Origin of the sequence: Kocuria salina (genome assembly GCF_013368965.1) — a bacterium.
Taxonomy (GTDB): domain Bacteria; phylum Actinomycetota; class Actinomycetes; order Actinomycetales; family Micrococcaceae; genus Kocuria; species Kocuria rosea.
In genome coordinates this window covers 82,310-103,903 of sequence record NZ_SSSF01000001.1, presented here as the reverse complement: position 1 = coordinate 103,903, position 21,594 = coordinate 82,310, and the positions used below count along the sequence as shown (strand labels likewise).

The following is a 21,594-nucleotide window of genomic DNA, read 5'->3' as shown; positions in this document are numbered from 1 at the left end:
TCGCATCGTGGAATGAAACTTTCGTATTATGGATATTATGGGAGCCAGCCGAGGTTGGCAAGGATCTTTCGTGACACCTGTCACGGATCCGGCCACCGAGATCTCGCCCGGCGCACGAGGCGGCCGGGCTGTACCGACGGGAGATGGCCATGACCACGACGACCACACGAGCCGGTTCGGGCGGGGTGCAATCGGTGGAACGCGTTTTCGAGCTCCTCGAGGTGATCACCGCGGCCGGTGGGGAGATGTCGCTCAGCGAGCTCTCCGCCGCTGTGAAGCTTCCGCTGCCCACCATCCACCGGTTGCTGCGCACGCTGGTGCCCTCCGGCTACGTCCGTCAGCTCCCCAACCGCAACTACGCGCTGGGGCCGCGGCTGATCCTGCTGGGGGAGGCCGCCGGGCGGCAGTTCGGTTCGGCGGCCCGTTCGCGTCTGGACGAGCTGGTGGCCGAGCTCGGCGAGTCGGCGAACATGGCCGTGCTCGACGGCCATGAGGTCGTCTACATCGCCCAGGCCCAGTCCAACCGGTCCATGCGCATGTTCACGGAGGTGGGCCGCCGGGCCGACACCCACGACACCGGTGTGGGCAAGGCCATGCTCGCCACCCTGCCGGACGAACGGGTCCGTGCCATCGTGGGCGCGGCGGGCATGGCCACGCCCACGCCCAAGAGCATCGGGACCCTCGAGGAGCTGTTCGCGGACCTCGACCGGATCCGGGAGCGCGGCTACGCGATCGACGACGAGGAGACCGAGCTCGGCGTGCGCTGCTTCGCGATGGCGGTGCCCGGGGCGCCGACCCCCACGGCGATCTCCGTCTCCGGACCGGTGTCCCGGGTGGACGAGGAGTTCGGCCGCCGGGCCGTGCCCGTGCTGCGCCGGGCGGCCGAGGCGATCGCCGCCGAGCTGATGCCCGTCACGGCCTGACTCCCGGGCGCGACGACGACGCCCGCCGGCCCCCGAGGGGCCGGCGGGCTTCGCTGTCGGAGGCGGGTGCGGGATCAGGCGTCGCCGCCGGCGTTGCCGGTGGTGCCGGCGGTGACGTCGTCCAGGCGGTAGCGCTCGAACGCCCGGGCCGGGGCCCCGTCGTCCACCTCCCCCCGGTCGGCGAGCATCTGCAGCGCCCGCACCACGATGGAGTGCACGTCGATCCCGAACCAGCGCCGAGCCGCGGCGCGGGTGTCCGAGAAGCCGAAGTCGTCGGCACCCAGGGTGGCGAAGTCGTTCGGCAGGTACTGCCGGATCCGGTCCGGCAGCTCCGAGACGAAGTCCGTGGAGGCGATGACGGGCCCCTCCGCCCCTGCGAGCTGCTGGGTCACGAAGGGCACCCGGCGCGGTGCTGCCGGGTTGCGGAACGCCTCCTGCTCGGCGGCCAGGCCGTCGCGGCGCAGCTCGTTCCAGGAGGTCACCGACCACACGTCGGCGGAGACCCCCCACTCCTCGGCCAGCACCTGCTGGGCCTGCAGGGCCCACGGCACCGACACGCCCGAGCCGAGCAGCTGCACCTTCGGGCCGGGGTGCGCGGAGCCGGCGACCCGGTGGATGCCGCGCACGATGCCCTCGACGTCGACGTCCTCCGGCTCGGCCGGCTGCTGGTAGGGCTCGTTGTAGACCGTCACGTAGTACATGACGTTCGGGTCCGCCGAGTCCGGGCCGTACATCTGCTCGAGGCCGTGCCGGACGATGTGGGCGATCTCGTAGCCGTAGGCCGGGTCGTAGCTGCGCACGGCCGGGTTCGTGCCGGCGAGCACGGGGGAGTGGCCGTCGGCGTGCTGGAGGCCCTCGCCGGTGAGCGTGGTGCGCCCGGCGGTGGCCCCGATGATGAACCCGCGGGTCATCTGGTCGGCGGCGGCCCAGAAGGAGTCGCCGGTGCGCTGGAAGCCGAACATCGAGTAGAAGATGTAGAACGGCACCATGGGCTCGCCGTGGGTGGCGTAGGAGGTGCCGGCGGCGGTGAAGGCCGCGACGGCGCCGGCCTCGTTGATCCCCGGGTGGAGCAGGACGCCCTGTGGGGACTCCTTGTAGGCGAGCATCAGCTCGCGGTCAACGGAGAGGTAGTTCTGCCCGCTGGGGTTGTAGATCTTCGCCGTGGGGAAGAACGAGTCCATGCCGAAGGTCCGGGCCTCGTCGGGGACGATGGGCACGATCCGGTGGCCGAAGTCCTTGCTCCGCATGAGATCCCGCAGGACGCGCACGAAGGCCATGGTGGTGGCCGCCATCTGCTTGCCCGATCCCTTCTTGCCGGACCGGTAGGCGTCGTCGCCGGGCAGCACCACGGGGGCGTGCTGGGCCCGGCGCACGGGCAGGCCTCCGCCCAGCTCCTTGCGCCGCTCGAGAAGGTAGCGGATCTCCGGGGCGTCGGGTCCGGGGTGGTAGTACGGGACGCCGTAGAGGTCGTTGTCGATCTGCTCGTCGGTGACCGGGATGCGCAAAAGGTCGCGGAAGGCCTTGAGGTCCTCCAGGGTCAGCTTCTTCATCTGGTGGGTCGCGTTGCGCGCCTCGAAAGAGGCGCCCAGGCCGTAGCCCTTCACCGTCATCGCGAGCACCACCGTGGGCTTGCCCCGGAACTCGGTGGCCGCCCGGTAGGCGGCATAGACCTTCCGATAGTCGTGGCCGCCGCGCTTGAGGGCCCAGATCTCGTCGTCGGTCATGTCCGCGACGAGCTCCTTGGTGGCCGGGGACTTGCCGAAGAAGTGGTCGCGGACGAATCCGCCGGACTCCGCCTTGAAGGTCTGGTAGTCCCCGTCGAGGGTCTCGTTCATGATCCGGACGAGCTCGCCGTCCTCGTCCTTGGCGAGCAGCTCGTCCCACTCGCGGCCCCACAGCACCTTGACCACGTTCCAGCCGGCGCCGCGGAAGAAGGCCTCGAGCTCCTGGACGATCTTGCCGTTGCCGCGCACCGGCCCGTCCAGGCGCTGCAGGTTGCAGTTGACGACGAACGTGAGGTTGTCGAGCTTGTCGTTGGCGGCCAGCTGCAGCAGGCCGCGCGACTCCGGCTCGTCCATCTCACCGTCGCCCAGGAACGCCCAGACCTGCTGCTCGGAGGTGTCCTTGATCCCGCGGTGGTGCAGGTAGCGGTTGAACTGCGCCTGGTAGATCGCGTTCATCGGCCCGATGCCCATGGACACGGTCGGGAACTGCCAGAAGTCGGGCATGGAGCGGGGGTGCGGGTAGGACGGGATGCCGTCGCTGCCCTTGGACTTCTCCTGCCGGAACCCGTCCAGCTGCTCCTCGGTGAGCCGGCCCTCCAGGAACGCCCGGGCGTACATGCCCGGGGAGGCGTGACCCTGGAAGAAGACCTGGTCCCCGCCGCCGGGATGGTCGGGGCCGCGGAAGAAGTGGTTGAAGCCGACCTCGTAGAGGGTGGCCGCGCCGGCGTAGGTGGAGATGTGACCGCCCACGCCGATCTCGGGGCGCTGGGCCCGGTGCACCATCACGGCGGCGTTCCAGCGCAGCCAGCGGCGGTAGGTGCGCTCGATCTCCTCGTCGCCCGGGAACTCCGGCTCCTGGTCCACGGGGATCGTGTTCACGTAGTCCGTGGTGACCGTCGGCGCGGCCGGGCCTGCGGACCCGGGTCGTGGTGCCGACGACTGCAGGAGGTACTGCGTCCGCTCCCGCACCTGCTTCTCGATGAGGTCCTCGAACGAACCCAGCCACTGCGCGGCTGCGGCCGATGTGCTGTCCGGGGCCTCGGGAGTCGGCCGGTGGCGGTGTTCAACCATGTGCTCAGGGGTCACGTCAACTCTTTCTCAGGGGTCATGGGTGGAGAAAGCCAGGGGTGGAGGAGAGGCGCGTCCGACCGGCCTCCTGCGGCGCCGGGATCCCCGGCGCCGCAGAAGACCGGTGGAGGTTCGCCGGCGGGTCAGTGCGCGGACGAGCCGCTCGAGCCGTCCTGGGGCTTGCAGACCCTGGTGTCGATGATCTCGCCGGCAGCGGTGATGACGGGCACCTCGTTGCCGTCGCAGTCCACGAGCTTGCCGTTCCTGACCGTGTCGCCCTCCTGGAGGTGGTCCTGCAGATGCTCGATGCTCTCGTAGCGCACCGCGCGCACCGGGGCGTTGGCGAAGACGGAGCCGGTGCCCCTCGGCGGATTGCCGGCGCGGAACTCGTTGAACAGGATGTTGAGCAGGATCGCCATCACGGCCGCCGAGCTGATGCCGGAGTGGAAGATCGTCTCGAACCAGGCCGGGAAGTTCGCGTAGATCTCGGGCACGGCGATGGGCAGCATGCCGAACCCGATGGAGGTGGCCACGATGATCAGGTTGGCGCCGTTGCCGAAGTCCACCTTCGCCAGGGTGCGGATGCCGGAGGCGGCCACGCTGCCGAAGAGCACGATGCCGGCCCCGCCGAGCACGGGCGGCGGGACCGCCGCGACGACCCGCCCGAGCACGGGCAGCAGGCCGAGGGTCACGAGGATGAGGCCGCCGGCCGTGACCACGAAGCGGCTCTTGACGCCGGTGATGGCCACGAGCCCCACGTTCTGGGCGAAGGCGCTCTGGGTGAAGCCGTTGAAGAGGGGGGCCAGGGCGGAGGAGGCCATGTCCGCGCGCAGGCCGTCGGCGATGCGCTTCTTGTCGACCTTCGTGTCGACGATCTCGCCGACCGCGATGATGTCGGCGGTGGTCTCGGTGAGGGTCACGAGGATGACGATGAACATCGAGAGGATGGCCGCCACCTCGAACACGGGGGGACCGAAGGCCAGCGGCTGCGGGACGGCGAAGATGTCGCCGCTGAGCACCTGGCTGAAGTCCGCCATGCCCAGCGCCGCGGCCGCGGCCGTGCCGAGCACCAAACCGATGAGGATGGAGAGCCGGGAGATGGCGGCGCTGCCCAGCTTGGAGAGCAGCATGATGATCAGCAGGGTCAGGCCGGCCAGGGCGATGTTGCCGACCGAGCCGTACTCGGGGGACTGCGCGTTGCCGCCCATGGCCCACCGGGCCGCCACCGGGAACAGCGTGAGGCCGATGGACGTGATCACCACGCCGGTGACGACCGGCGGGAAGAAGCGGATGATGCTCACGAAGAACGGTGTGATGAGGAAGCCGACGACCGAGGCGACGATGACGGCGCCGAAGACGGCCTGGATGCCGCCGCCGCTCTGGACGATCGCGGTCATGGTGGCTACGCCGGCGAAGGAGGTGCCCTGCACGAGCGGCAGCTGCGAGCCGAAGAACTTGAGGCCCCAGGACTGCAGGACCGTGGCGAGTCCGCCCACGAACAGCGAGGCCGCGATGAGCAGACCCTGCTCCTGCGGGGTCATGCCGGCGACCCCGCCGATGATGAGCGGCGGGGCGATGATGCCGCCGTACATGGTGAGCACGTGCTGCAGCCCGTAGCCGAGGCTGGCGCCCGCGCCGAGGTACTCGTCCTCGGGGCGGGCGCGGGTGGTGGTGGGCGGCTCGGCGGTGCGTGACCTGGCCATGGTGTTCTCCTAAGGATCCTGGTGACGGGAGAGACCCGGTGCCGGCGAAGGGGCGGGACCGGGGCGGAGCGAGGAGGTGGAGAGGTGCGCGATGCGCGGTGGGCGCCGCGGGGCGCCGGGTGAGCCGGCAGCGTGGGCGCCGCCCGCAGGAGGGTGCGGGGGTCCGCCGTCGTCGCGCACGGACGACGACGGACCCCGGCCGGTGCCGCCGTGGGCGGCACCGGGGAGTGCGGTGCTCAGCAGAAGCCTGCGATGCCCATCCAGGCGGACTCGTTCTCCGCGGCTCCCTTGCGCTGGATCGTGGCCTCGATGAGTCCGTAGGGGCGGTCGGCCGCCCAGTGGGTCTCCTTGTCGTTCTCGAGGCCGCAGAAGCCGAGGTCGTACACGAAGTGGTGCTTGTTCGGGCACGAGAACTTGATCTCGTCGATCTCCGGGTGGGCCTCGATGACGGCCTTGCCCATCAGGTAGAGGGTCTCCTGCAGGGCCTTGGAGTAGTGGTCGGTGAACTTGGTCAGGATGATCTTCTTGACGTTCTCGTAGACGGCGTCGTAGTCCACGTCGGTGGTGTTGTAGCGCCACCGGGTGGCCACGTCCGTGGACATGATCCGGTCCTCGGTCTCGGGCAGGACCGTGTACTTGTCCTTCGGGTAGCCCGTGAAGCCGGACTGCGTGGACTTCAGGACCGTGAGGTCCTTGAACCCGGCGATCACCGTGCGCTCCTCGCCGTCGGCGACGACCACCGCGGTGCGCACCTCGTCCTTGTGCTGCACGAAGCAGTGGTCGTGGTCGTTGATGCGGTTCCACGCGTACTCCTGGGCCGCCCAGCGACCACCGGTGATCCACTCGAACTCGCCGGTGAAGTGGTCGGCGAGCTTGAGCAGGAACTGCTCGGGGGACTCGATCCCGTACTGCTGGGCGAAGGCGAACACGGTCTGCTTCTGCGTGTCCGTGGGCACGCAGTGGGCGTTGTCGCCGAGGGTGTGCACCTCCTCCAGGTCGCCGCGCAGCTGCGAGGTGACCACGAGGTCGCGGATCTCGTGGCGGTCGGTGTCGCGGTTGATGCGCACCACGTGGTTCTCGGCCTTGCCGTACTGGTTCTTGCCCAGGACGACGGTGTCCGTGGTCTTCTCGGTGATGACGTCGGTCATGACGTTTCTCCTTGCACTCGAGGTTTCTGCTGATCGGGGCGGTCGAAGACGGGTTGACCCGTCGACTCCTGGGTCAACTGCCCCGGTAGGTGGAAAAGGCGAACGGGCTCAGCAGGAGCGGCACGTGGTAGTGCCTCTCCTCGGCCTGCACCGTGAAGTTCACCGTCACGAACGGGTAGAACGTCGGCTGGTTCCGGCCGGCGAAGTACTGTCCCGTGGCGAAGGTGATCCGGTAGTCGCCGGATTCCAGGGTCTCTGGGCCCAGTTCGGGCACGCGTCCGTCGGCGTTGGTCTCGGCGGTCGCGATGGAGGTGCCGTCGGCGGCCTCGAGGGCCACGGCGATCCCCTGGGCGGGGGTGCCGGTGACGGAGTCGAGGACGTGGGCGGTGACGTAGCTCATGGGGTGACGAGTCCTTCGAGTCGGAGGAGGGCGATCTGGCGCAGCTGGTCGGCGACCACGGCCTGCTCCGTCCCGGGGTCGTTGTCCATGCGGGTGGAGAGCTGGTCGAGGATCTCCTCGGGTGTGCGCCCGGCGGCGCGGATGAGGAACACCTGGCCGAACCGCTCCTCGTAGGCGAGGTTGCCCTCGCGCAGGCGCTGCTGGACGTCGGTGTCCGTGGGGTCGACCGCGGACTGCTCCGCTCGCGACAGCCCGGCCTCCGCGTGGTCGCCCTCGGCCCGCTCGCCGATGCGAGGGTGGTGGGACAGGGCTCTCTCGATCTCCTCGGCGCCGAACGGTTTCGCGGCCGTCCGGGCCGTGCTGAGCAGGGCATCATGGTGGGCGTAGGGCCGGGCGTCGACCACGGCCTCCACCCAGCGCGGGATGTCGAGCGCCGGACGGACGACCTCGGCCGCTTGGGTCCTGTTGAGGGAGTTGAACGCGGTGAGCTTCATGGAGTGTGCCTGTCACCTCTCTGTATTCCGTAATGTGGAAGAAAACTTTCACTACGTATAGTGAACTGGCTCACAAGCTGGAAGTCAATGGTCGCATCCTTGTGTTACTGATTTTTTGCAGAGAGATGCCGGGAGTGAAACTTCGGTTTCACCGCGGGGCAGGAGGATTGCGGCCATGCCGAGGGAGTGCGGAAGGAACGTCATGGATGGAGCAGGGGATCGGCACGGCGGTTCGGGTGCGGAGGACAAGGTGCTCGTGGTGACGGGAGCCGGTTCGGGGATCGGCCGCGCGGTGGCGCGCGCCTTCCTGGCGGCCGGGTGGGTGGTGGTGCTGGCCGGCCGGCGGCGTGCCGCCCTGGTGGAGACCGCCGAGGCCGCACCCGGTGCCCGGATCGTCCCGGTGGATGTGGCCGACGCCGAGAGCGTGGCCTCGGCCTTCCGGGGGATCGAGGAGCTGACCGGGCGGATCGACGTCCTGTTCAACAACGCGGGCACGTTCGGGCCCCGCGGTGGGGCGGACGAGATCGATCCCGACGAGTGGCAGCGCACCCTGCAGGTCAACCTGACCGGGACGTTCCTGTGCTCGGCACAGGCCGTCCGGATCATGAAGCGGCAGCAGCCCCGGGGTGGGCGGATCATCAACAACGGCTCGATCTCCGCGCACGCGCCCCGGCCCCTGTCCGCGGCCTACACCGCGAGCAAGCACGCCGTCACCGGCCTCACCCGGTCCCTGGACCTGGACGGGCGCCCCTACGGCATCACCTGCGGGCAGATCGACATCGGCAACGCGGCCACGGAGCTGCTGGCGGGCCTGGGCACGGACGGCGGCGCCCTGCAGGCCGACGGCACGCTGCGACCGGAACCGAGCTTCCCCGTCGAGGAGGTGGGGCGGGCGGTGCTGATGATGGCCGAGCTGCCCGCCTCCGCCACGGTGAACTCGCTCGTGCTGACCGCCTCGGGGATGCCGTTCGCCGGCCGCGGCTGACGGATCGGTGCCGCACTCCGCGCCGGGGACCTCCGCGACGCTGTCTCCGCGACACTGTCTCCGGGGGCACCCGTTCTCGCGACCCCTCTTGACGAGCGCCCCAGGAGGTACTAATTTCATATTGTGGAAACTTGATTCCATAGTACGAATCCTGGAGGAACCCGTGAACCACACCGCGCCGTCGCCCGCACCCGCGATCTTCTTCGACTACACCGCCATCGACTGCGACCCGGACCTCAGCCGCCCGCTGCACCGGCACCGGCGGACCGCACCGCTGTGGGCGCTCGCGGTGTCCTCGGCCTGCGTGGGCGCGATGGTGGGCCGCGCGGCCGCTCGACGCCTCCCGTAACCACGTCCTCCAGGAGCCGGTGCAGACCAGCGCGCCGGCTCGCTCCACCGATCCACCCCTCGAGGAGAACCCATGACCCAGCAGATCCGGACCGGCCGGCAGGCCCCCGACCTCGCACTGACCGACCACGAAGGACAGCAGGTCCGGCTCTCCGAGCTGCGCGACCACAAGGTGATCGTCTACTTCTATCCCAAGGCCTTCACCCCCGGCTGCACCTCCGAGGCGTGCGACTTCCGGGACAGCCTCGCCTCGCTCCAGCACCTGGGCTACACCGTGCTCGGGGTCTCCGGGGACGACCCCGAGACCCTGTCCCGATTCGCCGAGGAGTACCACCTTCCCTACCGGCTGCTCTCCGACCCCGACGGTCAGGCCGCCCGGGCATGGGGTGCCTGGGGGGAGAAGACGGTCAACGGGGAGACCCGGACCGGCCCGCTCCGCTCGACCTTCGTCATCGAGCAGGACGGCACCGTGAGCTCCGCGGAGTACAACGTCCAGGCCGAGGGCCACGTCAAGAGCCTGCGGGAGCGGCTGGGCGCCTGAGCCGCACCGGTCGTCGGACCCGGATGGGCTCAGGCCCGGAAGGTCAGCTCGGTGCAGAGGTCGTCGCCGAGCACGAAGCGGCGCACCGGGGCGCGCAGCGCCCCGGAGAGGTGGTCCGCGCCGGGGAACCGGATGCCGGGCACCCCGTCCCCGATGAGCATGGGCGCGGTGGTGAGGTAGAGACGGTGCAGCGTCCCGGCCGCGAGGAACCCCGAGACGGTGCGCCCGCCGCCCTCCACGAGCACCCGCCGCAGGCCCCGCCGGGCCAGCGCCTCGAGCACGGCCCGGGGTGCCAGCCCGTGCTCGCCCACGGGCACCCGCAGCACCGCGACGTGCGGCGCCGGCGCCGTGGGCGCGTCCGCGTCCTCGCCCACGACCCACAGCGTGGGCGCGGCTCCGTCCGTGAGCACGGCCGAGGTCAGAGGGGCGCGCGCCGAGGGGTCCAGGACCACCCGGGTGGGATGGGGGCCGGGCACGGCGCGGACGGTCAGCCGGCAGTCGTCGGCGACCACGGTGCCGACGCCCACGACCACGGCCTCCACAAGTGCGCGCAACCGGTGCAGGTGCTCCCGGTCCTCCGGGCCGGTCACGAACTCGGCGTGCCCGGTGCGCGAGGCGATGAACCCGTCCAGGCTCTGTCCCAGCTGGGCGAGGACGAGGGGGCCCCGGTGCGCCACGAGCGGTCCGTAGCGTTCGACGAGCTCCGCCCCCGGCGGCGGAACGGGGCCGGTCCGGCCGGCGAGCAGCGCCTCCCAGGCGGCGGCGGGGGAGGCGTCCGGGGCGGCCGGGCCGGAGGCGTCGTCGTCCGCGGGCGGTGGGGCGGCCCCGGTGCCGCGGGGCGCGGAGCTGTCGGTCACGGCTTCGGTCACGGGGTCAGTCCCGGGCGAGGAACCGGTCCCGTGCCGTCTCCGCGGCGATGGCCCGCAGGCGGTCGTACTGGTCGGCGGCCCCGGCCTCGAGGGTCCTCAGCTCCTCGGCGTCGAGGCGCGGCTCGGCGGGGGCGAGCTCCAGGAGCGTGACCCACATGCTGCGCTTGGCGACCACCAGGGACTGCAGCATCTCGAGCTCACCGTGGGCGGCGATGCCGGTCCGCTCCCGGATCCGGCTCAGCGGATTGAGCCGGGAGGCAATGCCGGTGACGGTTCCGAGCCCCTTGGCCACCGTGCGCCGGCCGGAGCCCAGACGGTCGATCATCGCCTCGAGGCGGCCGATGTCGTCCTCGATCTCGTCGACGAACGCCGCGAACCGGCCCTCGTAGGGGGTGCCGGCCCACGTGGTGGCCGCCTCGTCGAAGAGCCGCACCCCGGAGAGGGCCCCCATGTAGTGCCCGAGCATGTAGGCCTCGAGCTTGTCGGACCGGACTCCGGCGCCCGCGGCGCCGTTCGGGCCGGTGGGCGGCTGCTCGCTCATCTGCTACTCCTCGCTCGTGGGAAGGGCGTCGCCGGGGCCCAGCACGGATCTCCCCGGGGCCACCAGCCTACTGACTCCGTCCCCCTCGCGGCAGGAGGGGTGCGGCGGGACGGGGTGCGGGGCCGCCGGGCCGGGCGGAAACCATAAGGGATGTGACTATCATGGGGCGCATGACTGAGAACGCGAGCGGATCCCCGGACCCCGACGAGCAGCAGACCATCGGCGCCTCCAGCCCCGAACCGGGCAGCGGGCTCGACCGCGACCCGGACGAGTGGGCCACCGGCGAGGAGCCGATGACCAGCGCGCAGCGCAGCTACCTCGACACCCTGGCCCGCGAGGCCGGCGAGGAGCTGCCGGCGGACCTCACCAAGGCCGAGGCGTCCAAGCACATCGACCGCCTGCAGGGCGAGAGCGGCAGGGTCCAGGACCAGTAGGTCCTGCACCGGCGGAGGGGGAGCACCGTGAAGATCGTCGTCCTGGGAGCCACGGGCAACGTGGGCACCGCGGTGCTCCGCCGGCTGCACGCCGCGCCGGAGGTCACCCGCATCGTCGGGGTCTCCCGCGAGGGGCCCGAGCGGGGCGGGGAGCCCTACGACGGCGTGGAGTGGCACACCGTCGACGTCGCCGCGAAGGAGTCCACCGCGGCGCTGGCGGAGATCATGGCCGGCGCGGACGCCGTGATCCACCTCGTGTGGCTCATCCGCCCGAACCGGGACTTCGCGCTGATGCACGAGACGAACGTGGACGGCCTCGTCCACGTGCTCGACGCCGTGGTGCTCGCCGGCGTGCCCCAGATCGTCTACCCCTCCTCGCTCGGCGCCTACAGCCCCGGCCCCAAGGACCGGGCCGTGGACGAGTCCTGGCCGGTCGGCGGGGTCGAGACCTCGCACTACAACGTGCAGAAGGCCGAGACGGAGGCGCTGCTCAACCGGTTCGAGGAGGCCCACCCCGGGATCGTGGTGACCCGGCTGCGGCCCGGCTTCCTGTTCCAGGCGGACGCCGCCCCCGAGATCGGGGACTACTTCTTCGGCGCCCTCGTGCCCAGGAAGCTCATCGCCCGGCTGCGCCTGCCCGTGCTGCCGTTCCCCGAGAAGTTCCGCTTCCAGACGCTGCACACCGACGACGTCGCGGACGCGTTCTGGCGGGTCGTCCAGCACCGGGCCGGCGGGGCGTTCAACGTCGCCGCCGAGCCGGTGCTCGGCGCCGACGGCGTGGCGAAGGTGCTCGGCGCCCGGCGCGTGCTGCCCGTGCCGCCGGCCCTGGTGCGCGCGCTCGTGGCGATCACCTACCGGCTGCGGCTGCAGCCCACCGACCCCGGATGGATCGACCTGGCCGGCGCCGTGCCGATCATGGACACCACGCGGATCCGCGAGGTCACCGGCTGGTCGGAGAGCGTGAGCTCGCTCGAGGCGCTGCGGGAGCTCGTCGACAACCTGGACGGCCGGGAGGGCCTGGGCAACAAGGAGCACCGGCCACGGTCGCCGCTGGTCTGACCGCGCCGGTCCCGCCGGACGGGTCCGTGGACCCGGACGTCCCGCCGGTCAGCGGTCCCGGCGCCGGAGCACGGCCAGCACCGCGCTGATCAGCACCATGGCGCAGGCCGCGCCGACCGCGGCGGCGAACGCGCCCCGGTGCCCGGCGGTCTCGGCCAGGAGCCCGGCCGACGCCGCGCCCACGGCGGAGCCGAGGACCACGCCGCTCGCGAGCATCGTCATGACCGTGCCCAGCCGCTCCGGCCGGGCGACGTCCCCGCCGATGGTGTAGATCGTGACCATGGCGGGCCCCAGCGGCAGACCGGCGAGCAGCAGCACCACGAGCATCGACCCGATCCCGGTCGGCAGCAGGAACAGCAGGCTCAGGGCGGCCATGGCGCCGGAGCTGACCAGCCAGCGGGAGGCGGGCCGGAAGCGCTGCGGCCACCACGCCACCGACAAGGCCGCGGCCGCCGAGCTGATGCCGAGCACGGCGTAGAGCAGACCGGTCGCGCTCTGGATCCCGAACTCGCCGCCGAAGGCGTTGAGACCGTTCTGCACGGCGCCGAAGAACGCGCCCATGGCCACCATCCCCAGGACGGGGAGCAGCACGAGGACCCGCTCCCGGACGGGAACGGGACGGGCCGCCGCACGGCGCCGGTCCTCGCGCGAGACGGCCGGGACCGCCAGGCGCGTGGGGTGCACGGCGAAGGTCGTGACCATGGTGAGGGTCAGGACGGCCGCGAGGACGAAGGGGGACCAGGGGGCGACCAGGGAGGCCAGGACACCGACCAGGGCCGGGCCGAGCACGAAGGTCAGCTCGTCGGCGGTGGACTCGTAGGACAGGGCGGTGTCCAGCTCGCGCCGGTTCCCGCCGACCAGGCCGCGCCACCGCACCCGGGCCAGCGGGCCGACCTGGGGGCAGGTGGCGCCCACGAGCAGGGACGCGCCGACGAGCAGCGGCACGGCCGGCGCGTCCGGGCCCGCGGGGGCGTAGGCGGTGACCAGCAGCAGCGCGATGGCCACGGCGTGGGCGAGGGCGGAGACCAGCAGCACGGCCTGCTGGCCCAGGCGGTCGGCGAGGTGGCCCATCAGGGGCCCGCCCAGCGCCGAACCGACCCCGACGGCGCCGGCGGCCAGCCCTCCGACGACGTAGGAGCCGCTGACGGCGGTGGCGAGGGTGAGCGCCCCGACGGTGAGCATGGCCAGGGGCAGGCGGGCCGCGAAGGCGATCGGCAGGAAGTCGCGCCCGGCGAGCTGCACGAGCCGGGCGTACCGGCCGCCGGACGAGGGCGTCGTCCGGCGGCCGGTGTCGTGCGGGGCGGCCGCGGGGTGCTCCGCGGCGGGGGCCGGGGCGGCGGGCACGCGGGCCGCGCGCTCGGCCGTGGAAGGGGTGGTCAGGGGGTTCACAGGGGTCCTCGGAGGATGTGCGCACCGTCCCCCCTCCCGGTGCGCCCGACCCGGACAACAGGGTCCAGTCTACCGCCCGGACGCCCCGCTGCCAGGGGCGGCGGACCGGCCGCCGTAGGTGATCTCCGCCGCGCCCACGGCCGAGGCCACGTACAGGCAGGGGCGGTCGTCGGGGACGGCGGCGCAGACCGTGGCCGCCGTGAGGTCCTCGGGGTCGCGGTCGTCCGCGCCGGCCACCGCGGGGGTCCACCAGTCGGCGTCCGGGACCGCGGCCTCGACGGCCCCCGCCCGGGTGGTGACGGCCACGCGCCGCGGGGCCTCGCCCACGAGCCGGACCTCGGTGGCCCCGACCTCGGTGTGCACGTCCAGGTCCTCGCGCACCCGGATCCCGTCGAGGTCCACCGCGCCGACCTCCGAGGACGCCCACAGGGTGCGGGCGCTGCCGCTCGCCTCGATCACGCCGGCCTCCGTGTCGAGCCGGACGTCGCCGAAGTCGCCCTCGACGCTCAGGGCGCCGGCGTCCCCGGAGAGCCGCAGGTCCACGGGCTCGTCCGCGGCCGGGACGGTGATCCGCACGTGCATCCCGCTGCCGGCGCCCGGCCAGGAGCGGGACGGGAGGGCGTCGATGCTCAGCCGGCCGTCCTCGACCCGGGGCTCGGGGGCGCTCTCGAGCCGGAACCCGGCGTACACGGACTCCACCCGCAGATCGGGCACGTCGGCCGTCACGACCTCGACGACCGCCGACCGGCCGTCGACCACGACCGTGTCCACGGACTCGGTCACGGTGGTGTCCACCCGGTGCTCCTGGACGGACAGGGACGCGGCGGCGGTGGCGCCGCCGGCGCCCAGCAGGAGGAGGGCGCCGATGCCGCCGAGCACGGCGGTGGGGACGAGCCAGGCCGTGCGCTCGTTGTCGCTGACGACGTCGTGGGAGGAGTCGTGGGCGGCGGGGTGCTCGGGGTGGGTGCTCATGGCCGGTGCTCCTGGTGGGACGGGTTTGCGGACGGGGTGTGGCCGGGCCCGGGGTCCGGGTAGCCGAGGTAGCGCAGGACCGCACGGACGCGGCGGTTGCCGCCGTCCTCGTGGGCGAGGCCCAGCTTGGTGAACACGGAGCGGATGTGCTTCTCCACCGAGGACTCGGTGAGGAAGAGGTTCGCGGCGACCGAGGCGTTGGAGAGCCCCTGGGCCATGAGCCCGAGCACCTCGTGCTCCCGCGGGGAGAGGAGCTCCAGGTCCTGGCGGTGCCGCGAGCGCACGAGCAGCTGGGAGACGACCTCCGGGTCCAGGACGGTGCCGCCCGCGCCCACGGTCTCCACGGACTCGAGGAACTGGTCGACGTCCGCGACCCGGTCCTTGAGCAGGTACCCCAGCCCGTCCCGGCGGGACGCGATGAGCTCCGAGGCGTAGCGCTCCTCGACGTACTGCGAGAGCACGAGCACCGCGATCCGCGGGTGCTGGGAGCGGACGAGGACGGCGGCGCGGATGCCCTCGTCCGTGAACGTCGGCGGCAGCCGCACGTCCACGAGGGCGAAGTCCGGCTCGTGCTCCTCGACGGCCCGGAGCAGGTCCTCCGCGGTGTCGACGTCGGCGACCACCTCGTGGCCGGCCTCGGTGAGCAGGCGGACGAGGCCCGCGCGCAGGAGGACGGCGTCCTCGGCGATGACGATGCGCATCAGGATCCCGCCCCCCGGTCGACCGGCAGCTCGACGGTCAGCTCGGTCGGCCCGCCCGCGGGGGAGTCGAGGAAGAAGTGCCCGCCCGCGGAGCGGATCCGGTCGGCGATCCCGGACAGGCCGCCGCCGGGGACCACCACGGCGCCGCCGCGGCCGTCATCGGCGATCCGGGCGACCACGCGGGTGCCTCCCGCGGGATCGGTCTCGAGGCCCACCCGCACCGACGCGGCGCCGGCCTGGGCGTGCTTGACGATGTTGGCGATGCCCTCGGAGACCGCGAAGTACACGGCGGCCTCGGTCTCCGGCGCCAGCCGCGGCACCCGCACGTCCACGGCGACCGGGACGGGGGACTGGGCGGCCACGGCGGAGAGGGCGGCATCGAGGCCCCGGTCCTCCAGGACCGCCGGGTGGAAGCCCCGGGCCAGGCGGCGCAGCTCGGCGATCGCGGCCTTGGTAATGGCATGCGCCTCCCCGATGAGGTCCTTGGCCCCGGCGGGGTCGTGGTCGATCCGGCGCTGGGCCATCGACAGGTTCATGGCCACGGACACGAGCTGGGGCTGCACGCCGTCGTGCAGGTCGCGTTCGATCCGGGAGCGCTCGGTGCGGGCGCCGCGGACGGCGGTCTCGCGGGCGGCCGCGGCCTCGGCGGCCCGGCGGCGCAGCTCCGCCGCCTCGTCCACCCGGAGCAGCAGCCGGGACAGGCCCCGGTGCGCGGCCACGGCGAGGACCACGACGAGCAGCCCGAGGAGGGCCAGGGTGATCCCGGTCAGGACCACGGCCCAGTCCGGCCAGGTCCCGACCACCTCGGAGGGCCAGAGCGGGTTGTTCGGCGCCGCGTAGAGCGGCGCGAAGGCCAGGGCGACGGCGGCGCCGGTGCCGGCCAGGGCCGCCACGGCGACCCAGCCCAGGACCGTGGTGAGGAGCAGGTGCAGCAGTCCCGTCCAGAACGCGGCGTCGGAGACGTCCAGCCACCACTGGTGGACGATCCGCCAACCGTCGGCGCGGGGCGAGCGGCGCCGGCGCGGGGCGGGCAGGTGCAGCCCGAACGCCGCCTGCGTGCGGCGGCGCTCGACCCACTCGATCCCGCGGACCGCGTAGATCGCGGCCACGAGCAGGACCACGCCCACCAGGGCGGCGAGCGAGGCAAAGCCGGCGGAGACCAGGGAGACGAGGGCCGTCAGCCACAGCGTGCCGAGCGCGGCGTCCACCACGAGGTCGGTGGTGCCGAAGAACAGGGTCCTGGGGGACCACGGTCCCCACTCCCGGGACCGGGCCCCGGCGGCGGGGCCCGCGGGCCGGGAACCGCCCGCGGGGCGGGGGGCGTCGTCCGGGGTCCCACGACCGGTGCCGGGATCGGTGCCGGGGCTGCCCCACGGTACGGGTGGAAGGGGCCGGGTCTCGTGCGGTGTGCTCATGCCTTCACGCTACGGTCGCGGGGGTCGTCGCCGCAGCGACGTTCTCCACCTGGTGCGCCTGCGGTTTTCCGCACCCCGGCCCGGCGCTCCGGGCGCCGGCGCGGCTCAGCCGGCGTCCAGCAGGCCGACTCCCATGGCCGCGAGGGTGCCGAAGGCGACGCCCCACAGGACGATGGAGACGATCTGCCACCGGATGACGGCGTTGCGGTCCGCGCCGAAGGAGACCATGGCGGTGGCCGTGATCTGGCTGGGCAGGATGGTCTGGCCGAGCAGGCTCACGCCGGCCACACCGTACTTGTCGAAGGCCCGGCGCAGTCTCTGCTGCCGGGGCGAGGGCTCCCGGGGGTCGCCGGCGAACCTGCGGCGGAGGCCGTGCGCGCCCAGGACCAGCGCCAGCATGGAGGCGACGTTGCCGACGACAGCGGCCCCGACGGCGATCGCCGGGTCGAGGCCGGCCAGGACGCCGACGACGGACCCGAAGTAGGACTCGACGAACGGGATCGCTCCTGCCACCACCACCCCCAGCCACTGGAGCAGCGGCGGCAGGGAGGAGGTGAATTCCTGCAGGGCGTCGATCATCTGGGTCCTTCCGGGGGAGGTCGGCGCGGCCGGCCCGCGTCCGTCGCCGGGGCCGCTCCCAGCACGGTATCGGCGCGGCCCGCCCCGGGGCCTCCCCCGGCAGACGGAGCCTCGGCCGCTCCGGGCGAGGGAACCGTCAGCGGCCGCCGGCCGGCTCCGCCCCGGGGCGGAGGTGGCGGACCAGGAACCGGGCCTGGTCCTCGAGCACGCGCGAGCGCACGGGGTCCTCGTAGACCGCGAAGTGCCCCACCGGGTACGTCACGACCTCGCCCCGCGGCGCCGCCCGGGCGATCCGCGCGGCCCGCCGCGGATCCGTCTCGGTGTCCTGCTCCGCGACGCACACGAGCAGCGGCGCCCGCACCCGTTCGGCGGTGCCCGGCAGGTACACGGGAGGGTGGAGGAGCAGCCGGGGCGCGAACTCGTTGCGCCAGGTGGGGCCGGTCTCCACGGCCTGCTCCAGATACCGGTCGCTGTCCGGGTCGATGATCGCGCCCACGTCCCCGGGGAGCGCGAACACCGGGATGCAGCGCGGGGGGAGCCCGCGCCGTCCCCGCAGCTCGTCGCGGACCGCGGCGGCCAGCAGCCGGACGGTGGTCCGCAGGAGCAGCCCGAGCGGGATGTGCTCCTGCTGCTTCTTGGCCCGGATCTCGTCGGCCGTGCTCTCGGAGCCCTTGCCGAACTCCGGCACCTGGGCGACCACGGCCCGGACCCGCCGGTCCTCGGAGGCCAGCCGCAGGACGTGCCCGCCGGACAGCGAGCTGCCCCACAGCGCGGTGCGGGCCGGGTCGAGGCCGGGCAGGGAGCGGGCCAGGCGCACGGCCGCGCGCCAGTCCTCGAGCTGCTCCGCGGCGTCCACGATCTGCCGGGGTGCGCCGCCGCTGCGGCCGAACCGCCGGTAGTCGAAGGTCAGCACGGCCAGGCCGTGCTCCGCGAGGCCGGCGGCGTGCTCGGCCAGCTGGTCCTGGGTGCCGGTGAAGCCGTGGCCCATGACCACGCAGGGCGCCGCGGCGCCGGCCGGCGCCGGGCGGTACAGCGCGGCGGCGCACGGGACGCCGCCCGAGTCGAACGTGAGAGCCTCTGGCATCGTGTCCTCCACCGGCCGCGGCGGGTCCTGGTGCCCGCCCGTGGGGTCCATCGTGCGCGCGTTCCGGCGCCGGTGCCAGGGTCCCGGGCGGTCAGGCCGAGGTCACCAGCTCGGACCGGCGCAGCCGGTGGCCCCGGATCGAGACCAGCCGCCGGAGTCCCGTGCGGTCCTCGAGGACCCAGGCGATCCCCAGCTGCGGGACCACCTCGCTGACCGTGCCGGTGAAGCGGGGCTGCCGGTGCTCCCAGGCCTCGATCCGATCACCCGGCCGCACCCGGGCCAGGCCCAGGATCCATCTGCTGCTCGCGGTCATGGGGAGCCCCTTCCGTCTCGTGCGCCCGGTTCCCCCATCCTCGTCCCGGCATGTGGCCGCGGCGTTTCCGGCTGGTTGACGTCCCATGTCCTCTCCTCGGTCCCGGGGGCCGCCCCGGGCCCGGAGGGAGGGCCGGCGGGGTTCAGTACTTCCGCAGCGCCACGCGCGGCTGTCCCGTCCACCGCGCGCGCAGCAGCGCCGAGACGTCCAGGAGCAGGGCCGTGAGCTCCGCGGAGCCGGGGCCCAGGGCGCGGACCACGAGGCCGGGCACCGGCAGCTCGGAGACCCCGCACCGCAGCCCCGGCACCCGGGCCTCGGCCGCGGCGAGCAGGCCGTGGACCTCCTCCACCAGCTCCCGGTCCGCCCGGGGGTCCACGACCAGCAGGGAGCCGAGGTGCGTGCGTCCCTCCAGGAAGCCGAGCCCGGCCACGGCATCCTCGCCCGGGCGCAGGCGGAGGTTGTCGAGGACCACCGTGCGCCCGCCCATCAGCACCTCGGTGCGCAGCACCACGCCGCGGTAGCGGAAGACGGTGCCGTCCGGCGCCCACCCGGGGGTGACCACCTCGCCCGCCACGAGGCAGGCCGAGGGGTCCATCGTCACGGTCGTGGACTGCACGTAGTCGGCGTCCTCGTAGGCGATGAGCTGGTCCGGCAGGTACTCGAGGACCGCGCCGGGACCGAGCGCGAGACGTACGTCCTGGCGGGCGGGGGCGGCCGGGGTGCGGTAGACCTTGGTCGCGGACTGGGTGGTGACCAGAGCGGTGCCGGCGGCCCCGACCGTGACGTCCAGCTCGTAGCGGTCCCCGCCGAGGTACCCGCCGCCGGGATTGACGACGACGAAGCACGGCTGCCCCGACCCGTCCAGGTGGTGCGGGCGCAGCACGCGCAGGGCGCCGGCGTGGAACTGGTGGGCCGCCACGGTCCGGTCCCCGCGGGGCACCAGCACCAGCTCGAGCCGGCCCGTCGGCGCGGAGGCCGGCGCGGCGGCGGTCACGGGACCATGTCCAGCATCAGCACGTCGTGCCGGATCCACGCGAGGATCCGCTCGAGGCCCTCGTCGGTCCGGAGGTTGGTGAAGCAGAACGGCCGGTCCTTGCGGAACACGGCGGAGTCCGCGGCCATGACGTCGAGGTCGGCGCCGACGTGCGGGGCGAGGTCGGTCTTGTTGATGACGAACAGGTCGGACTTGATCATGCCCTGCCCGGCCTTGCGGGGGATCTTCTCGCCCTGGGCCACGTCGATGACGTAGATGGAGAAGTCGACCAGCTCCGGGCTGAACGTGGCGGAGAGGTTGTCCCCGCCGGACTCGACGAACACGATCTGCAGGTCCGGGTGCTGGGCGCACAGCTTCTCGATCGCGGCCTCGTTCATCGAGGTGTCCTCGCGGATCGCGGTGTGCGGGCAGCCGCCGGTCTCGATGCCCACGATCCGGTCCAGCGGAAGCACGCCGTTGCGGGCCAGGATCCTGGCGTCCTCGATCGTGTAGATGTCGTTGGTGATCGCGGCCATCGAGACCTCGTGGATCAGCGCCCGGGTGACCCGCTCCACGAGCTGGGTCTTGCCGGCGCCCACGGGCCCGCCCACGCCGATGCGCACGGGGCCGCGGCCGGTCGGCGCGGAGGGGGCGGGGGAGACGGTGGTCATGGTGAGCTCCTGGGTCGGTGCGGTCGGTGCGGTCGGTGCGGTCGGTGCGGTGGTGGGTCAGGACATGAACATGCGGGCCCGCTGCCAGGCGTGGCGCATCTGGGCGATCTCCAGGCCGGGACTGGTCGCCCCGGCCTCGTGGTCGGCCATGGACCCGATCCGCTCGACGCCGCGGGCGACGTCCTCGTGCAGGGCGCGCAGCACGCGCTGGCCCGCGTTCTGGCCGATGGGGATGCCGCGCACGGCGTTCTGGGTCAGGGAGGTCACGGTCGAGAAGAGGTACGCGCCGGCCAGCTGCTCCCAGGTCACGCCCAGGCCGGCGCCCACGAGCGCGAAGGCCACCGCGGGACTGCCGCGGCTCGTCCCGGCGCGCTGGCGCTGCGCGTAGGCCAGCAGCCGGGAGGAGGGGAAGTTCTCGGCGCCGATGCCGGTCATCCGCCGGCCCATCGCGGTCGCGGCGTCCCGCACCTGGACGGGCAGGGCCTGGGCGGCCAGCAGGTCGTCGGCGCGCCACACGGCGTCGTCGTCGGCCGCCGTGGCGACCGCGCGCACCGCCCAGCCCTCCGCCGGCACCACCTGGTGGTGCAGGCAGTGCCGGACCCAGGCCAGGAAGCTCGGCTCGTCGTGGACCGTGCCGTCGTCCACGTAGGTCTCGAGCCCCAGGGAGTGGGCGAACGCGCCGGTGGGCAGGGCGGAGTCGGCCAGCTGCAGCACGGCGAGCGTCCCGGCGAGCGATCCGGCGGCGCCCGCGGGGGAGTGCTCAGTGGGTGTGCTCGGCATGGCGGAAGGGGACCTCCATCTGCCGCTCGACGCGCGCGAAGCGCACCCCGGCGCCCTGCAGGAAGGCCTCGGCCGTGTGGTCGTACTGGAGCACCATGACCCCGTCGTGGCCGGGCAGCTCGGGGACCCCGGCCGCGGGGCCGAGGAACTGGGCGGGCAGGTGCCGGTTGCCCAGGGAGTGGGCCACGAAGCCCATCTGCTCGATCGTGGCGGGCGCGACCACCAGGACGTCGGTGGGCAGGGTCGAGACGACGACGGCGCTGTGGCCGTCCCGGTGCAGGATGTCGCCGTCCCTGAGCTCCCGCCGCGAGCTCAGCCGGATCCCCACCTCGGTCCCGTGGTCGGTCACGACCCGCTGGACGCGCCTGCGCAGCTCGGGCCCGGAGAGCGCGACCCGCTCCAGGTGCAGGCCGGCGCGCTCCGGCTCGGTGAGCTCGGCCAGGTTGCCGAGGACGGCTTCGACGATCACGGGTGCGGGTC

24 protein-coding genes are annotated in these 21,594 nt (G+C 73.1%); 6 read left to right on the top strand and 18 right to left on the bottom strand.

What is annotated here, in order from left to right; genetic code table 11:
• Positions 1-149: 149 nt before the first annotated feature.
• Positions 150-923, top strand: coding sequence for an IclR family transcriptional regulator (locus E7Z53_RS00515; protein WP_095651231.1), 774 nt, complete (start codon positions 150-152; stop codon positions 921-923).
• Between the two features lie 74 nt (positions 924-997).
• On the opposite strand, the gene aceE is transcribed toward E7Z53_RS00515, so the two are convergent.
• The 5 genes from aceE to uraD all read right to left on the bottom strand — a co-directional run bounded on the left by aceE (position 998) and on the right by uraD (position 7,460).
• On the bottom strand, positions 998-3,718 hold the full coding sequence (aceE, locus tag E7Z53_RS00510; protein ID WP_176337213.1) for a pyruvate dehydrogenase (acetyl-transferring), homodimeric type: 2,721 nt from the start codon (positions 3,716-3,718) through the stop codon (positions 998-1,000).
• A 140-nt stretch (positions 3,719-3,858) separates the two neighbouring features.
• Positions 3,859-5,418, bottom strand: a complete 1,560-nt coding sequence (locus E7Z53_RS00505) for a nucleobase:cation symporter-2 family protein (protein WP_176336908.1) — start codon at positions 5,416-5,418, stop codon at positions 3,859-3,861.
• Between the two features lie 236 nt (positions 5,419-5,654).
• Complete coding sequence (gene pucL, locus E7Z53_RS00500) at positions 5,655-6,566, bottom strand: factor-independent urate hydroxylase (protein ID WP_176336907.1); 912 nt, start codon at positions 6,564-6,566, stop codon at positions 5,655-5,657.
• 73 nt (positions 6,567-6,639) lie between these two features.
• Positions 6,640-6,966, bottom strand: coding sequence for a hydroxyisourate hydrolase (gene uraH, locus E7Z53_RS00495; protein ID WP_017834776.1), 327 nt, complete (start codon positions 6,964-6,966; stop codon positions 6,640-6,642).
• Entirely contained in the window at positions 6,963-7,460 is a 498-nt protein-coding gene (gene uraD / locus E7Z53_RS00490) for a 2-oxo-4-hydroxy-4-carboxy-5-ureidoimidazoline decarboxylase (RefSeq protein ID WP_017834777.1), read from the bottom strand. The genes uraH and uraD overlap by 4 nt, the downstream gene beginning before the upstream one ends.
• A 202-nt stretch (positions 7,461-7,662) precedes the next feature.
• Between uraD and E7Z53_RS00485 the strand changes: the two genes are divergently transcribed.
• From E7Z53_RS00485 to bcp, 3 genes are all read left to right on the top strand, one after another.
• Complete coding sequence (locus E7Z53_RS00485) at positions 7,663-8,445, top strand: SDR family oxidoreductase (protein WP_176336906.1); 783 nt, start codon at positions 7,663-7,665, stop codon at positions 8,443-8,445.
• A gap of 163 nt (positions 8,446-8,608) precedes the next feature.
• Positions 8,609-8,794, top strand: a complete 186-nt coding sequence (locus E7Z53_RS00480) for a hypothetical protein (RefSeq protein WP_095651226.1) — start codon at positions 8,609-8,611, stop codon at positions 8,792-8,794.
• 72 nt (positions 8,795-8,866) lie between these two features.
• The gene (gene bcp / locus E7Z53_RS00475) at positions 8,867-9,334 is read left to right on the top strand and encodes a thioredoxin-dependent thiol peroxidase (protein WP_017834780.1); all 468 of its coding nucleotides are present in this window, start codon (positions 8,867-8,869) and stop codon (positions 9,332-9,334) included.
• Between the two features lie 29 nt (positions 9,335-9,363).
• Here bcp and E7Z53_RS00470 read toward each other — a convergent pair whose 3' ends face one another.
• Both E7Z53_RS00470 and E7Z53_RS00465 read right to left on the bottom strand, forming a co-directional pair.
• Positions 9,364-10,203 (bottom strand): RibD family protein, encoded by an 840-nt coding sequence (locus E7Z53_RS00470; RefSeq protein ID WP_017834781.1) that lies wholly within the window; start codon positions 10,201-10,203, stop codon positions 9,364-9,366.
• Positions 10,204-10,207: 4 nt separating this feature from the next.
• Complete coding sequence (locus E7Z53_RS00465; protein WP_176336905.1) at positions 10,208-10,744, bottom strand: hypothetical protein; 537 nt, start codon at positions 10,742-10,744, stop codon at positions 10,208-10,210.
• Positions 10,745-10,914: 170 nt separating this feature from the next.
• Between E7Z53_RS00465 and E7Z53_RS00460 the strand changes: the two genes are divergently transcribed.
• Together E7Z53_RS00460 and E7Z53_RS00455 are read left to right on the top strand one after the other, a co-directional pair.
• A complete protein-coding gene (locus E7Z53_RS00460; protein ID WP_017834783.1) occupies positions 10,915-11,178 on the top strand; it encodes a DUF3072 domain-containing protein in 264 nt (87 codons plus the stop codon).
• Between the two features lie 27 nt (positions 11,179-11,205).
• Positions 11,206-12,237 (top strand): NAD-dependent epimerase/dehydratase family protein, encoded by a 1,032-nt coding sequence (locus E7Z53_RS00455; protein ID WP_176336904.1) that lies wholly within the window; start codon positions 11,206-11,208, stop codon positions 12,235-12,237.
• Positions 12,238-12,285: 48 nt separating this feature from the next.
• Here the strand turns inward: E7Z53_RS00455 and E7Z53_RS00450 are convergent, their stop codons facing one another.
• The 11 genes from E7Z53_RS00450 to E7Z53_RS00400 all read right to left on the bottom strand — a co-directional run bounded on the left by E7Z53_RS00450 (position 12,286) and on the right by E7Z53_RS00400 (position 21,583).
• On the bottom strand, positions 12,286-13,626 hold the full coding sequence (locus tag E7Z53_RS00450) for an MFS transporter (RefSeq protein WP_176336903.1): 1,341 nt from the start codon (positions 13,624-13,626) through the stop codon (positions 12,286-12,288).
• Positions 13,627-13,695: 69 nt separating this feature from the next.
• Positions 13,696-14,598, bottom strand: a complete 903-nt coding sequence (locus E7Z53_RS00445) for a hypothetical protein (RefSeq protein WP_017834786.1) — start codon at positions 14,596-14,598, stop codon at positions 13,696-13,698.
• Complete coding sequence (locus E7Z53_RS00440) at positions 14,595-15,299, bottom strand: response regulator transcription factor (RefSeq protein WP_017834787.1); 705 nt, start codon at positions 15,297-15,299, stop codon at positions 14,595-14,597. Before E7Z53_RS00440 ends, E7Z53_RS00445 begins: the two co-directional genes overlap by 4 nt.
• A complete protein-coding gene (locus tag E7Z53_RS00435; protein WP_176336902.1) occupies positions 15,299-16,714 on the bottom strand; it encodes a sensor histidine kinase in 1,416 nt (471 codons plus the stop codon). Before E7Z53_RS00435 ends, E7Z53_RS00440 begins: the two co-directional genes overlap by 1 nt.
• Before the next feature lie 105 nt (positions 16,715-16,819).
• On the bottom strand, positions 16,820-17,293 hold the full coding sequence (locus tag E7Z53_RS00430; protein WP_017834789.1) for a hypothetical protein: 474 nt from the start codon (positions 17,291-17,293) through the stop codon (positions 16,820-16,822).
• 136 nt (positions 17,294-17,429) lie between these two features.
• On the bottom strand, positions 17,430-18,377 hold the full coding sequence (locus E7Z53_RS00425; protein WP_176336901.1) for an alpha/beta hydrolase: 948 nt from the start codon (positions 18,375-18,377) through the stop codon (positions 17,430-17,432).
• Positions 18,378-18,468: 91 nt separating this feature from the next.
• Positions 18,469-18,690, bottom strand: coding sequence for a hypothetical protein (locus E7Z53_RS00420; protein ID WP_109221332.1), 222 nt, complete (start codon positions 18,688-18,690; stop codon positions 18,469-18,471).
• 142 nt (positions 18,691-18,832) lie between these two features.
• A complete protein-coding gene (locus tag E7Z53_RS00415) occupies positions 18,833-19,684 on the bottom strand; it encodes an urease accessory protein UreD (protein WP_369597931.1) in 852 nt (283 codons plus the stop codon).
• Complete coding sequence (gene ureG / locus E7Z53_RS00410; protein ID WP_017834793.1) at positions 19,681-20,334, bottom strand: urease accessory protein UreG; 654 nt, start codon at positions 20,332-20,334, stop codon at positions 19,681-19,683. The genes E7Z53_RS00415 and ureG overlap by 4 nt, the downstream gene beginning before the upstream one ends.
• A gap of 57 nt (positions 20,335-20,391) precedes the next feature.
• Complete coding sequence (locus E7Z53_RS00405; protein WP_176336900.1) at positions 20,392-21,114, bottom strand: urease accessory protein UreF; 723 nt, start codon at positions 21,112-21,114, stop codon at positions 20,392-20,394.
• Positions 21,095-21,583: an urease accessory protein UreE gene (locus tag E7Z53_RS00400; RefSeq protein ID WP_176336899.1), complete on the bottom strand. Its 489-nt coding sequence runs from the start codon at positions 21,581-21,583 to the stop codon at positions 21,095-21,097. Before E7Z53_RS00400 ends, E7Z53_RS00405 begins: the two co-directional genes overlap by 20 nt.
• Positions 21,584-21,594: the final 11 nt, after the last annotated feature.